The sequence below is a fragment of the Heyndrickxia faecalis genome (genome assembly GCF_040267745.1).
Taxonomy (GTDB): domain Bacteria; phylum Bacillota; class Bacilli; order Bacillales; family Bacillaceae_C; genus Weizmannia; species Weizmannia faecalis.
Genome location: NZ_CP158453.1, coordinates 3,418,507 through 3,433,356 on the forward strand (window position 1 = coordinate 3,418,507; position 14,850 = coordinate 3,433,356).

The 14,850-nt window shown below is 42.0% G+C and carries 11 protein-coding genes; 4 read left to right on the forward strand and 7 right to left on the reverse strand.

The genetic code is table 11. The annotated features are described in order from the left end of the window. The first annotated feature begins 80 nt into the window (after positions 1 to 80). From ABR335_RS16215 to ABR335_RS16230, 4 genes are all read left to right on the forward strand, one after another. On the forward strand, positions 81 to 806 hold the full coding sequence (locus tag ABR335_RS16215; protein ID WP_350346386.1) for an NAD-dependent protein deacylase: 726 nt from the start codon (positions 81 to 83) through the stop codon (positions 804 to 806). Between the two features lie 75 nt (positions 807 to 881). Continuing rightward, a complete protein-coding gene (locus ABR335_RS16220; protein WP_260832243.1) occupies positions 882 to 2,567 on the forward strand; it encodes an IS1634 family transposase in 1,686 nt (561 codons plus the stop codon). 475 nt (positions 2,568 to 3,042) lie between these two features. Continuing rightward, the gene (locus ABR335_RS16225) at positions 3,043 to 3,915 is read left to right on the forward strand and encodes an MFS transporter (RefSeq protein ID WP_350346387.1); all 873 of its coding nucleotides are present in this window, start codon (positions 3,043 to 3,045) and stop codon (positions 3,913 to 3,915) included. Between the two features lie 480 nt (positions 3,916 to 4,395). Next, positions 4,396 to 5,607 (forward strand): MFS transporter, encoded by a 1,212-nt coding sequence (locus ABR335_RS16230; RefSeq protein ID WP_061086861.1) that lies wholly within the window; start codon positions 4,396 to 4,398, stop codon positions 5,605 to 5,607. Between the two features lie 264 nt (positions 5,608 to 5,871). On the opposite strand, the gene ABR335_RS16235 is transcribed toward ABR335_RS16230, so the two are convergent. From ABR335_RS16235 to cdaA, 7 genes are all read right to left on the reverse strand, one after another. Further along, on the reverse strand, positions 5,872 to 6,624 hold the full coding sequence (locus ABR335_RS16235; protein ID WP_017550298.1) for an acyl-[acyl-carrier-protein] thioesterase: 753 nt from the start codon (positions 6,622 to 6,624) through the stop codon (positions 5,872 to 5,874). A gap of 184 nt (positions 6,625 to 6,808) precedes the next feature. After that, positions 6,809 to 7,330, reverse strand: coding sequence for a ClbS/DfsB family four-helix bundle protein (locus ABR335_RS16240; RefSeq protein WP_017550299.1), 522 nt, complete (start codon positions 7,328 to 7,330; stop codon positions 6,809 to 6,811). A gap of 92 nt (positions 7,331 to 7,422) precedes the next feature. Continuing rightward, the gene (locus tag ABR335_RS16245; RefSeq protein ID WP_017550300.1) at positions 7,423 to 7,848 is read right to left on the reverse strand and encodes a hypothetical protein; all 426 of its coding nucleotides are present in this window, start codon (positions 7,846 to 7,848) and stop codon (positions 7,423 to 7,425) included. A gap of 1,205 nt (positions 7,849 to 9,053) precedes the next feature. Further along, complete coding sequence (gene glmS / locus ABR335_RS16250) at positions 9,054 to 10,856, reverse strand: glutamine--fructose-6-phosphate transaminase (isomerizing) (protein WP_350346388.1); 1,803 nt, start codon at positions 10,854 to 10,856, stop codon at positions 9,054 to 9,056. A 464-nt stretch (positions 10,857 to 11,320) separates the two neighbouring features. Beyond that, positions 11,321 to 12,673: a phosphoglucosamine mutase gene (gene glmM / locus ABR335_RS16255; RefSeq protein ID WP_014096454.1), complete on the reverse strand. Its 1,353-nt coding sequence runs from the start codon at positions 12,671 to 12,673 to the stop codon at positions 11,321 to 11,323. Positions 12,674 to 12,709: 36 nt separating this feature from the next. Further along, positions 12,710 to 13,960 (reverse strand): CdaR family protein, encoded by a 1,251-nt coding sequence (locus ABR335_RS16260; protein ID WP_014096455.1) that lies wholly within the window; start codon positions 13,958 to 13,960, stop codon positions 12,710 to 12,712. Beyond that, positions 13,953 to 14,780 (reverse strand): diadenylate cyclase CdaA, encoded by an 828-nt coding sequence (gene cdaA / locus ABR335_RS16265; RefSeq protein ID WP_014096456.1) that lies wholly within the window; start codon positions 14,778 to 14,780, stop codon positions 13,953 to 13,955. The genes ABR335_RS16260 and cdaA overlap by 8 nt, the downstream gene beginning before the upstream one ends. Between the last annotated feature and the right edge of the window lie 70 nt (positions 14,781 to 14,850).

Consider the following 14,850-nt stretch of genomic DNA (forward strand, 5'->3'; position numbering starts at 1 on the left):
GCTTTTTGAAGTTTTCTGGCAGGTAGCGTACAATGATTTGTAGGGAAACTTATCTAACATAAATAAGGAGAGCGGATTTCATGTTAGAAGATTGGTTAAAGTCATCCCGTCATACGGTCGTCTTTACCGGAGCAGGGATGTCAACCGAAAGCGGACTACCGGATTTTCGTTCAAGACATAACGGACTGTGGAAAAAGAAAGATCCAAGTCAAATTGCCAGTACGAAAGCCCTGAATGAAAATGTCGAAGCATTTGTCGAGTTTTATCGGGAACGCGTATTAGGTGTAAAAGAATTTGGACCGCATCAAGGTCATTATATTTTAGCCAAATGGGAACAGCAAGGGTTCATTCGCTCAATTATTACTCAAAACGTGGACGGCTTTCATCAGGAAGCGGGCAGTAAGCGGGTCGCTGAATTGCATGGGACCCTTCAAAAAGTCCATTGCCAAACGTGTGGAAGAGAATATAGTAGTGAAAACTATGTCAATAACGATTTCTACTGTGAATGCGGCGGGGTGCTACGACCAAATATCGTATTATTTGGTGAAGCGCTGCCACAAGAAGCTTTTCAATTTGCTCTGGAGGAAGCGGAGAAAGCAGACCTTTTTATCGTCTTAGGTTCCTCTTTATCCGTTACACCTGCCAACCAATTTCCTTTAATCGCCAAAGAGAACGGTGCAAAATTAGTGATTGTGAACATGGAACCGACCCAATTTGATCGATATGCCGATCAAGTGATTCATGATAAAAAGATCGGTCAATTACTTATAGCGCATATTCCGCACGTAAATTTTTCCATTTTATGATTTTTTTAAAGGAATTTTCTCCTTCTTTGTAGAATTGAATGATTATCTAAATTACGGGAAGATGAGGAAATTTTTATGTCAGATCAAATTTTAACCTTACATGTGGGGCCGTCTCAACTTTTATCTAAACTGTGTGATGAAATAGAACTCGAAAAGACCATTAATGATTTAGTCAAATGGGATTCTGTCCGTTGTCATGTCTCACCCGGAACAAGGATTAAAGCCCTTGTCTTAAACATTTTATGCAGTGGCAAGCCCCTTTATAAGGTTCATGAATTCTATCAAAACCTAGATTCTGAGATGCTTTTCGATACATCGGTTTCACCCGATCAATTAAATGATGATGCATTAGGAAGAGCATTAGATTACTTGTATGAAGCCGAAGCATGGAAAGTCTATTCCACCATTGCATTAAAAGCACTAAAAAAATTGAATCTTCCTATTGGTGTACTGCATAACGATACAACCTCAATTTCTGTTTACGGAGAATATAAGCAACCGAAGGAAGATGGACTGCAAATTACGTACGGGTATAGTAAGGCCCATAGGCCTGACTTAAAACAAATCGTTCTGGGGATGGGGGTCACACCTGAACGAATTCCTATCCTTGCAAAAGTAGAAAATGGGAATACTTCGGATAAATCTTGGAATGTGGAATTCATTCAAAAGATGAGAAAAATCCTTTCCCATGAAGATTGGAAAAATCTCATTTATCAAGCCGATTCTGCATTAATCACAACGGAAAATCTAGCGGAAATTCAACAACAAAATTTATCGTTTATTTCCCGTTTACCTGATACATTCGGTTTAAGCACAGAACTAAAGAAAGAGGCATGGTTGCTCAATAACTGGGAAAGGGTAGGCTCACTTAGCAATAAAAAAGACGCAGCTATTTACCAAATTCAAGCTTTTGAAAGACAAATTCAAAACCTTCCTTACCGGTTTCTTGTTGTCCACTCAAACAATTTAGATCAACGAAAAGAGAAAACCCTAAATCGGGCGATCGAAAAGGAAGAAATACAATTAAAAAAAGAGATAGAAAAACTGAGTAAAGTTATCTTTCATTGTAAAGAGGACGCACTAGAAGCAATTCAATCTTTTAAGAAAAAACAAAAGGCTTCATATTTCTGTTATAAACTAAACGTCCAGATGAGTGATCAACCTATCAAACGAAAAAAGAGAGGAAGACCTAAAAAGGACGAACAGACAAAACAAGAACAAATCTATCAAATACAACTGGAATCGTTTGAAAAAGATCATGATTTTATCGAAAATAAGAAAAAAATGCTCAGCACTTTTGTTTTAATCACAAATAAATTAGATGAGGAGACACTATCCAATCAAGAAGTTTTGAGGGTTTATAAAGGACAGTCGGCCGCTGAGACCCGTTTCCGATTAATCAAAGATTCACAAATGATTGATGCCATTTACTTAAAAACCCCGGAAAGGGTTGAGGCCTTAGGTATTGTGTATGTGATGGCTTTATTAATCTATGGAATTTTAGAATATCGAGTTAGAAAAGAACTGAAAGAAAAGAACCTATCTCTAATCTTGAAAGGAAAAAGGAAACTCTATCAACCCACAGGCCAAGCATTGTTAGAGCAATTAGAAGATATTACCGTGATCCTTATAAATCAAAATCAACAAAAAATAAGGCTCTTACCCGATAATATTGATTCACAAGCCAAAAAAATCATTGAATTATGCGGGTATGATGTATCAATATACGTGTCAAAAAATGTCGAAAACAAAGGAGAATAACACACAATAGGAGGAATTCATGAAAAGAATGTCGAATTGAAAAGAATTTTATCGAAAATTCCTCAAAAATAAGAAGATATCATCCCACCAAGCCATTTAAATATAGTTCATTCAAAAATTAGAATGAACTATATTTAAGACGTGCGAAATGTGGGTTATAGAACTGGATAAAAAGATATCATCCCCAATTAAAAAAGTGTGAAAATTCGATAGGTAAATATTTAGTAATTAGAATTATATGTTTGAAGGTATTGCTAAAAGTGGAATTATAATTGCCTGTTTTCGGGTTGTTATGGCCATACTCCCCCCTCCCCACATTTGCAGGCGTTTCAATTTCCAGTATTCCGTTTCAGCTTCGACACCCAGTCAATCAGCCGTATACTTTGAAATATTTGCCGGAATGCCTTTTTATGAGCGTATATTTCACAAATGTTCAAGATGACATTCGTACGCCAGCCGCATAGATAAATTCCCTTTGGAAACGATTGATCGTATAAGAATTGCAGGGATCGGAGCTGGTCTTTATTCTCCGCTTGCCACGGCAGCCGCTTCATCTCTTGTTTCCGATAAGAAGCGCGGACGTGCCTTAGGTATGACATTAGGCGGTATGAGCATGGGGACGGTCGTGGGGGTTCTACTCGGATTGATAGTTGCTGCGCATGCAGGTTGGGATGGGACGTTATGGCTCATTACGATACTTGGTCTCATTGCTATGATTGGGATTGTCATCTGGTTTCCAAACATTCCAGCTTCGCCCCCACCGTCATTACGGCAACGTCTTGCAATGCTGGCCAATGGAAGAGTAACAGCAACGGTTGGCATTACTTTTGTGACAGGCATTGCAAGTTTGGGGCTTTATACGTATATCGCTCCAATCTTGCAGAACTTGGATGGAATCCATTCTGTTACACCATATCTTTGGGCGTGGGGCATTGGTGGTGTTGTCGGCAGCTTATTCATTGGTACTCTTATTGATCGAATAGGACGTCCAGGCTGGATTACGGGCGGTATATTAATTCTATTAGCATTAGCCATGTTCAGTCTGCCGTTAGGTCTTAGAGTTCCTATTCTAATGTTTCTACCCTTCTTTATTTGGGGTGCAATGGGATGGGCTTCACTAGCCCCTCAACAGCATGTATTACTCGAGTTACAGCCTAAACACGGACCCGCTGTTGTCGCTTTAAACAGTTCCGCCAATTATTTAGGGAGCTCAGTAGGGTCTGCGCTTGGAGGGGTTGTTATGGTAGCTGGATTGACACCTTCCCAACTTCCATTTGCAGCCGGCTGTCTTGTGCTAGTGGCTTTACTAGGACAATTGGTGATTTTATCAACAAAAAGAAAGGGATAGAAAAATTGAATTTTGATTGAAAAAGACCATCTCGAAAACGAAAAAGGATGGTCTTTTTTTCCTCCCTTTTAGAAAGGATCAACCGCGCAACCTTCCTTATAAAATGATCTCCCTCTTATGCGTAAATGATCTTGTTCTTGGATCCAGTTCATGATGAATGCCAATGCAATGTTATGCACCGACAGTCTTAAAAAACTTTTTCAATTCCCCTCCTAATCTGCATCGAGGATCGAAATTACACTGGTCAAAAGAAAAACCGAACCCGTTTTGGATCCAGTTTGAATCTGGTTTTCAATTGAATTTTGCCTGCCAAATCGGACTGTTTTCCTGTTGAATCCGGGACTGGCTATATATGGCCTATTGAATAAGCAAAAGTTACAGATTAGAGAAGGATTTCGGCTGCAATTTTTGAATATAATGTGTAAGAAAAACTGTTGGCGGCTTGCCTTTGGTCATAAAAGCATTTTTGGGGGTGCTAATTTGTTAAATAACGCAGTAAACAGATTAATACTTGTTGATACCATTAATACGCTAGGTACCGCAATAACATGGACCGGTCTTCCCATTTTTGCCCTCAATCTAACAGGCTCATTCCTTTATGCCGGAAGCTTGTACCTTACAGAAACGATTGCGGGAATAATATCTACCATTGTAAGCGGACATTTTATAGACAAAGTATCTTCTAAAAAGATGATATTTACTTCCTTTTTTCTTAATTGCTTTGTTATGATAACATTATTTTCATTACTATCATTTAAACATTTTATTATTTTTTTATTCCCTTTGATGATCTTATCCCAATCACTTGGGCATTTTGCTAATCTGTGTCTTGAAGTATGGTTTAGAGATTTGACTATTAAAGATCCAAACATAGGATTAGCAAGGGCAATAAGCAAGAAAAACACGTTTACTACAACTTGTAAGACTGTAGGTTTTACTATCGGGCCGCTCATTTTTGGTATTTTAAGTTCGTACGCCATTCTCATAGACTCTGCTTCTTTTCTCGTGTGCGCGCTTTTAATCACGAGGTTTGATGAAAAAATTCAAATCGAACACTCGCATGATACTGCATGGTTTTCCTTAGCATATTTGAAAAGAACTTTAAAAGATAAAATACTGCGGATTTACTTTTTCTCACATTTACTAGGTGGCATGATTGGTCCCGTAATGACGAGCCTTTCAGTGTATATTTTGGAAGGACATTTTAAAGTAGCTGACTTTGAAATATCGATTTTTTGGCTCGTTGGTGGTATTTTTGTGATTTTATCCAACATGATATTATCAAAATCCAGGATTTTATCCGCTTCAAAGGTATTTTTGTATTTTCTAACTGTCTTTTTGGTATGTGGGGGCATTGTTATGATGGGAGCCTCCTTAAACTGGATATTCTTTATAGTTGGATTTGCCATTATGACGATGGGGAACCCCGTAATAAATAATTTGCTCTCAGCTGAAACCTTTAAAGCGATCCCCCCATATGAAAAAGGGAAAGTAATGGGCGTGATGGAGGCATCAGCAGATCTGGGCACCCTTTCTTTTATGATCATTTCTTGGGGATTAATAGAAACCTTTGGGATATTTATAACTTGTATGATAATCGCCGTTATGGCCATCTTACGGATTACCTTGTTTTATTCTTCATTTAAGATAAAATCAGATATCCCGATAGAGAATATAACAAAAAACCTTTAGGAGAATATGTCAAACTCTTTGGAGAAAACCACCAAAAACGCTGCCGGTAACATGGTTATCGGCAGAAAACACCAAAATGACGATATTATGACCGAATCACAATGGGGTTCGGTCATTTCTGAAACCAAACTTTAACAGTAGAACCCGTTTTGGCAGACTTAATTAACTTGGTTATGGCCAATTGGTTCATCCTTTTGAAAAATAAGACAACACAGACACCATGATTTAAAGGAATTTATGAACTTGGACCTGATTGAGAGCCCCTTAATGAATCGTGATGCGCGATTTAAAAATGGTATGATGATCGGTTTGATTGACCCCCTCAACATAAAGCTCGTGCTCGTCCATTTTGGAAATATCTTTGTATAGTGTAATGGAATCTCCCGGCAAGGCTTCTTGATTGAAATTGATCTCTATTGTATGAATGGGGTGCCTTTTGTGAAAATCCGGAAGAAAGCAATCCATAATGTAATCGACATATTTGGAGTTATTGAGATGGCCGTTAAAATCAATATCACTGTATCCAATGACTTTTTGATAAGCGGGTTCCAACCCACCAAAGTCTTTGAACTTCCCAAATTTCCCTTCAATAGCGCGTTCCGTGCGGTTTTCAGGGTAGTGGATGTTAATTGACTCCGTTCGTTTAATTTTCCGATCGTTTAAACCCATGACGACCCATTTTGATGCCGCTTTTATGATGACCGCTCCGGTGTGATCTTTGACAAGAAAGTCGCGGTCAAAATCAATCTTGCTTGGTTGAAGCGGCCACGTTTCAATCGTGATGTTTTCGTCCCAAGTAGGATGGCGCAGGATATCCACGCGAATGCGGGTTAAAATCCATGCCACCTTATACTTCTTCTCCAATGTCTCAATGCCATAACCAAGATCCTCGGCGGCGAGGCTGGCAATGTCTTGAAACAAGCTGAACAATGCGCTTAGCTTTAACTTCTTCGTAAAGTCAACATCCCTAAGTTCTATATGATACTGTCCTTTATATAGAGATGATCCGTTTGCCATTTTGAAAACTCCCTTAAAATAAGCTGCCCTTATTTTACCATATTCGTTCGAAAACGAGCAGAGACAGCGCTTTACCGTATGTGGAAAATTTTTCTCGATAGGTTAAACCGGCTACTTCAAGTCACTCCTTTTGTACCCTTTCGGCTGCGAAAGGTCTCTAAATTTATTTGATCCTGCAAATCCATTAAACATTATATCCCTTTATCTTTTTCCATTTTCTAATTTTAGTTCTAAACGTTTTAAATGGCGCTACTGTATTGATATGAATCCACTTCCAAATTGGCCAATTGGATGGTGTTGAAGACGCCCACTGTCTGCCGCCTTGCTCAAATAATTCTTGGTCATTATAGCTTTCAACCAATTGAATGATTTTATGAACATCCTGATTAAACAGTTCAATTAACGTTTCAATCGAATCATTTGCATATTTATCATAAAAGCTCTGATAAAGCCCCCCTAGGTTATTCCATTTATAATCTGGCGCAGGTGTTATTACATTTTTTCCCTCTTTGTTATCTTGTTCCCATGATAATATTAAATTTAACCATCCCAGTTGGTAAGCAATCATCTGGGATGGCGTTCTATCCACTCCGTTTACAAATACATCTTTATCAAGATTATTAATAGAACGGAATTCATCAATAAATAACTTTGCACTCTTAGTAATTTCATCAATCAAGGCTTTTTTACTCTCATATTTTGGCAATCGTAATACCCCTTACCGAGTTTTGAGTGTTCATGCTTTTATTTTTGCTTTAAACCCTTGTAGAACAAGGGGTGAGAATAGATTTCGGTGTTTCAACTTTTAGATAAAATTTCTTTTGCAACTGGAAATTCACCTATTTTGTCATACTTCTGAAGCAATTGTTTTGAGATTTCAATTGGATATTCTTCTTTTTCATTTTGAGTAACACCTAGTACATTACATAATCCAGAATGAAATTCTTCTAAATTTGGAACTTTACCTTCTTGCATATACTCTTTTTGAACTTTGAGAAGGAAAAATGAAATCTCAGCTCGCTCTTCACCACTTAAATCTTTTTTTACAGCAATGTAATCAATATCTAATAATAAATTAGGAGATATTTTTTGATTTTCAATAATTTTTATTAAAAGGCCTTCTAAAAGTTCAACCTTAGAATTTAAGTTATAAACTTCTTTATCTAATCTTTCTACCTGGTTCTCCAAATTTTCAATCACTTGCGAGGTATTTTTAGCATCCATACTTATTCTCCTATCTTTTTTTAAACGAGACTAAAGATTTGAATCACTTTTACAATGGCTTTAGCACCAAATCTTGCAGCTGTAGCTCCAAGTGGTCCCTTCATAGCATCGTATTAAAGTTTCTTTTAGTTTACCTTATCTAAAGCTTCTAATTTACGTAGAGCAGGTTTTACATGACTATGCATAACGCTTCCTACTTTTTTCACAGCTGTTTTACCAAAATATTTACCTAATAGATTAGTAATAGGAGTAGTACTATCAATTGCCCATCTTAAAGCCTTCTTATTTATGTAAGTTGGTTCTGATTGAGTAGACATCTGACCGTTAATAGATTGAATACCAGGATCTACTGCAAGAGATGAAGCTTGAGCTTGAGTTGCCTGACTTTGTTGTACTACAGAAGATGTGGTTTCACTCGGTTTCTCAGCAGCAAAAGCTGCGGATCCTGAAAAGATACTTGAAGTACCACAACAAATTTTACCATAAAATAATATTATTGGTACCTATTTTTTGATATTTTAGATATATATTACTATTTATTCCCCTGTAAAAAAGTCCTTCCCCGCCAAAATCCCCCTTTCCTCTTACTCCCCCAAGGCTCCAACCGCATTTTGATGACCGCTGGCAATGTTAAAAAGTTGGTTCCCAAAACGCCTGATTTTTACCAGAAATTAGGTTGCTGGGATGTGCAGCATAGTCTGGAAATGTCAAAAAGTTCTTCCCTGATTAGAGAAAAAATATTGGAGAAATGACGGAACTGAGCTGGCTGGGAACCACATGAAAAAGGACTGAAAATCGCCCAATTCCATACAGTGGGGCTTCTAACGCTATAGGATTAGAGAACGCCGGAACCCTTGCGGGACAAAGGATTGGGGCCGCTGTACAAAAGAAAAACTGAACCCGTTTTGGATCCAGCCTGAGTTTGTCTTTCTATTGAATTAGGGTTGAAAATGACCCGGAAAACAACCATATTTGCCTGCTGAATTGGCCTGGTCTCCTGCCGGTCAGGTACCAACTATTTAACAGCGGGTACCAACTTTTTTGCAGGGGATGGACTTTTTAACAGGGAGATACAAGGCCTCACCCAAAGAAGCCGGGCCAATAAAATCGCCTTGTTTTACCTTGTATCACCCCTTCAATCAATCATTTGATTAAAAAAAAAGCCCAGGAAAACCAGTCATTCTAGCTTTCCCGGGCTTTTTGGTTTATTCGACTGTGACCGATTTGGCCAAATTCCTCGGCTTGTCGACGTCGCAGCCGCGGTGCAGTGCTGCGTAATAAGCAAGCAACTGCAATGGTACAACAGAGATAAGAGGTGTCAATAATTCGTGTACATGAGGAATGACGAAACGGTCGCCTTCCTCATTCAGGCCTTTCATCGAGATCACGCAAGGGTTGGCCCCGCGGGTGACAACTTCCTTGACATTGCCGCGGATGCTCCAGTTGACGTCTTTTTGCGTAGCAAGCGCGACAACCGGTGTACCGTCCTCAATCAGGGCAATTGTACCGTGTTTGAGTTCGCCCCCTGCAAAACCTTCCGCTTGAATATAAGAGATTTCCTTCAGCTTCAGTGCGCCTTCAAGGCAGACAAAGTAGTCCATCGAACGGCCGATGAAGAAGCAATTGCGGGTAACCGTCAAATAGTCATATGCCATTTGTTCAATTTCTTCTTTTGATCCGCACAGCACTTCCATCGCATTTGCCACAAGGCCGAGTTCATGCACCAGGTCGAAGCCTTCACTGAAACCGCGCGATTTTGCCGCTACATCAGCAAGAATTGCAAGGACGGCAATTTGCGCCGTATATGCCTTTGTCGAAGCAACCGCAATTTCCGGTCCTGCATGAAGCAATAGGGTATAATCCGCTTCACGGGACAACGTCGAGCCCGGCACATTGGTCATCGTCAGCGTCTTGTAACCCAATTCTTTCACTTTTACAAGCACGGCACGGCTGTCGGCTGTCTCCCCGCTTTGTGAAATAAAAATGAACAGCGGTTTTTCTGACAAAAGCGGCATATTGTAAACAAACTCACTGGATACATGGACCTCAACCGGAATTTTCGCCAGCTTCTCAATCAGCTGCTTGCCAACAAGACCGGCATGGTAGCTCGTGCCGCATGCGATGATATAAAGCCGGTCAGCCTCGGTTACGGCATCGATAATTTGGCTGTCAACAGACAATTTGCCGCTGATGTCCTGGTAAGCCTGGATAATTTTCCGCATCACGAGTGGCTGCTCATCGATTTCTTTCAGCATATAATGCGGGTACGTACCCTTCTCTATATCGCTTGCATCGATTTCTGCTTTATACGGTTGGCGGGTGATCGTTTCACCAGCAAGATTCCGGATGGTGACTTGCCCGCGGGTAAGGATGACCATTTCTCCATCTGCCAGTTCGATAAACTGGTCTGTCACTTTCAGCATCGCCATTGCATCGCTCGCCACCACATTAAAGCCGTTTCCTACGCCTACCAAAAGCGGGCTTTTATTTTTTGCCGCATAAATCGTATTGCCGTCTTTTTCGTCCAAGAGGGCAAGCGCATAAGAACCCTTTAAAAGCGAGAGCGTTTTCCGGAACGCTTCCGCCGTTTCAAGGCCTTCTGAAGCAAATTTTTCCACCAGTTGCACGATAATTTCTGTATCGGTATCACTTTTTAAACGAACATCCGTGAGATACTCTTTTTGCAAAAGCGTGTAGTTTTCGATCACGCCGTTATGCACAAGCGTAAAACGGCCGGATGCACTTTGGTGCGGGTGGGCATTTTCTCTGCTCGGAACCCCGTGGGTTGCCCAGCGTGTATGGCCGATGCCGATCGTTGCCGCAATTCGCATATCCACGATCCGGCGCAAATCTTCAATCCGTCCCTTTTCTTTAAACACATGCACGCCGGCTTCATTTCGGAGAGCGATCCCTGCAGAATCGTAGCCTCTATATTCCAGCTTCTCCAAGCCTTTTAACAAAATTTCCTTCGCATCTTCAGTACCGATATAACCAACAATACCACACATTTGTTCTTCCTCCTCGGATCACAAGGGGGCAAGAACTACCGGGAGCAGTCCTGCCCCCTTATCTCTTGAAATTTTTGTAAAACTGCTGATCCGTTTTCTCTTCCCACATGCTTTTCCCTTTGTCCGCCGGGTCGCCCCGCCGATTTGTGGAAAAACATACGGCTGTGTGTGGCAGCCGGGAGGCATCCGCCGAAAGCTCGATACTCCTCCTCCTCGTCAACTGGACCTATCCGTCCCAGGCCCAGTTCTGGCGCTTTTAGAAAAAAATCGCAAACGATCCTCCTTTTCTGTAAAGTGAAGAGAAAACAACAACATTATCATAGCGTATGCGTTATACTTCGTCAACATATTTTCGCTTTCTCAACATAAAATATGCATAAGAGGGTTGTTACGTGCCCCCTTATGCACAGGAAAAAATAATTGGTTTCACCACTGAATGAAAAGCCGGGATAGATTTTTTAAAATTATTCTCTTAAACCCATTTCCGCTTCCACTGCCCCGGCAATCCGGGAAACAAACCGGCTGCAGTCTTCCGCCGTCTGTGCTTCCACCATGACACGCACAAGCGGCTCTGTTCCGGAAGGGCGGACAAGAACACGCCCATTTCCGGCCATTTCCCTTTCCACCTCATCAATCACCGATTTTATTTTTTCGTTTTCTAAAACATGGTATTTATCGGTTACCTTTACATTCACGAGTTTCTGCGGGTACTTTTTCATTTCCGCAGCCAGTTCGGAAAGCGGCTTGTTCGCGATCTTCATGATGTTGATCAGCTGCAGCCCGGTTAAAAGGCCGTCCCCGGTCGTGTTATGGTCAAGGAAAATAATATGGCCCGACTGCTCACCGCCCAAATTAAAGCCGTTTGCTTTCATTTCTTCGACAACGTACCGGTCACCGACAGCCGTTTGAACACTGTTAATGCCGAGCGCTTCAAGGCCCTTATGGAAGCCGAGATTGCTCATTACAGTAGAAACGACGGTATTTTTCTTTAAAAGCCCTTCTTGTTTTAAGTATTTGGCACAAATATACATAATCTGGTCCCCGTCTATGATCTGGCCTTTTTCATCAACAGCGATCAACCGGTCGCCGTCGCCGTCAAATGCAAGCCCGACATTCGCGCCTTTTTCCTGGACGAAAGCAGCAAGCGCTTCCGGATGCGTGGACCCGACCCCGTCATTAATGTTCAGACCGTTCGGGGATGCTCCCATTGTCGAGACATCTGCATCAAGATCAGCATAAAGATATGTCGCCAGCGAAGAAGTCGAACCGTTGGCACAGTCAAGCGCCACATGAATACCGGTAAATTCTTCATCCACTGTCTGTTTTAAGAACTGCAGGTATTTTTGGCTGCCTTCAAAGTAGTCGCTGACAATACCGAGATCTTTCCCGACCGGCCGCGGCAGGTCATCCGTGTCTTGATTGAGCAGTTCTTCGATTTCCGCTTCCTCATCATCCGACAGTTTAAAACCATCGGGGCCGAAAAACTTAATGCCGTTATCTTCCACCGGGTTATGCGATGCCGAAATCATGACGCCGGCCTGCGCCCCCAATGCTTTTGTCAAATAAGCAACACCCGGCGTGGTAATCACGCCAAGCCGCATTGCTTCCGCCCCGATAGACAGAAGCCCGGCAACAAGCGCCCCCTCAAGCATCTGCCCGGAAATGCGCGTATCGCGGCCAATCAGAACTTTCGGCCGCTCATTCGCATGCTTGGTCAAAACATATCCGCCGAAACGTCCCAGTTTAAAAGCAAGTTCAGGTGTGAGTTCAGAATTTGCTATGCCTCTTACTCCGTCTGTACCAAAAAATTTCGTCATCAGGTTTCGCTCCTTCTTTTCCGCATATCAGTTCTGTTATTCTGTCTTTTGTGCTGCGTCACTTATGCGTATTTTCGCCTTTTCACCGGAAAGCCTCCACGTTACATTTTTCGGGCCCGATACAATATAGCTAACGTCATGGTCCCCCTCCTTCAGACCAGACAGATTGATCGAAACGTTAAAATCAGAGGCGGAAATCTTGTCCAAATCGCTCTTTTTCCCGTCTGCAATAATATCAATCGTTCCGCTCTTTGGAGAAAGGAAATCCATTTGATAGCCGGCAGCCAGTCCTTTTTCCTTAATCGGAATATTGCTCAGCGTTTTCTCATCCTCATTCTTTTTTTCTTCCACTTTGATGGTCGCTGTGACCATTTCCGGATCCACCTTATTGATACCGTCCGGAAGAGTAATTGGAACATCAATGGTCGTATCTTTCGTAATTTTGCTGATGTCGATGTTAACCGGCAGCGTCTCAATCCCGGCAAGGCGGGCACTGGTGCCGTAGATGGTCACCTTCTTCGGATTTGTCGTGATACTTGTTATTGTCAAATTGTCGCGGTTACTGCCAACCGGGTTAATGGAAATCGGGACGGTTTTGCTCGGATTGGTCACATTCACCGAGACATTCACTTTATCCGGGTTGACCGAGACATCCAGTTTATTTAAATTCCGGTCGAGGACATTCACTGTCGCGGCCCTCGTAAAACTTTCCGTAATCGGTTTGCTGATTTCCACTGTCGCTTTTACATAACTGATCCTGTCAATGACGTTTTTCGCCCCGGTAATTTTCACAGTACCCGGCTCCACAGCAGGCACAGATGCTTCATACCCGGTTGCCAGCATATCTTTGTCGTATTCTGCCTCAACGTTGAAAATTTTGGATACTTTTTCTTGTACCGATACGGTAGCATACGTACGGTTGAGTTTGTATTTCAGTTTATCGGAAAGATCTTTTACTTTCAATTTGGCTTTTTGCTTGCCGATTTGTGCATTGCTTAAATCCATGTAAACGGTGAAATCCCTAGCGGCTTTCACCTGCTGGACGATGACTTTCGGGCCGGTTACAGTCACGTCCACCGTTTTCGGTGCGCCTGATACAACAAGGTTTTTATTATCATAAATCAGCTGGACCGGCATATTTTCAATTACGCCACTGCTGTTTTTTGTGGCGGAACCGATAATTTTATTGCCTTCGCCGTTTTCCACCGCAACTGAAATATAAAGCAGGATGGCTAAAACAAGCGCCAGCACCCTCATAAACCAACGATTGTCCATCAGTTTATCCATGTTTTCTCACCCTCCAGTTCCATTTCGACAAGGAAGGCTCCTTTGTTTTCTGGGTATAGTTCAGTTCGGCTTCCAGCATTTCCTGCAATTGCTCCAGGCTTAAATCCCTGTGAAGCTCGCCATTCTTCGTGACCGTTATCCCGCCCGTCTCTTCGGATACAACCACCGTCAAACAGTCTGTTACCTCACTGATCCCGACCGCGGCCCTGTGCCTTGTCCCCAGTTCCTTCGAAATAAACGGGCTCTCGGAAAGTGGCAAATAGCAGGCTGCTGCCGCCACTTTCCGCTTCTGGATAATCACGGCGCCATCATGAAGCGGGGTGTTCGGAATAAAGATATTAATCAAAAGTTCAGCCGACACAACAGAATCAAGCGGAATACCGGTTTCGATATAATCGCCTAATCCTGTTCCGCGCTCAATCGAGATCAGGGCGCCGATTCTGCGTTTCGCCATATAGCTGGTCGCCTTGACGATCGCTTCAACGAGGTGGGCCTGCTCATCTTCTTCCTGGCCGTTCGTTCTTGAAAAGAATTTTCCCCTGCCGAGTTGCTCAAGGGCCCGCCGCAACTCCGGCTGGAAGATAATAATCACGACCAGAAATCCGTATGTAAGTGCCTGATCCATCATCCATGCCAGCGCCTGCAACCCGAGCAAGCTGCTGAGACTCCTGACGATGATGATCACAAAAATGCCTTTCAAAAGCTGGACCGCTTTTGTTCCGCGGATCACCATTAATAATTTATAGATGACATACCAGACGACCAATATATCCACAATTTTGGAGAGATAGCTCCAGATGGGGAAATCAGCAATATGCATGACCCTGCCTCCATTAATTCATCAATCTTCATATCCTCTGTCTTCAACTGTTCTATTATATCATTTCCCA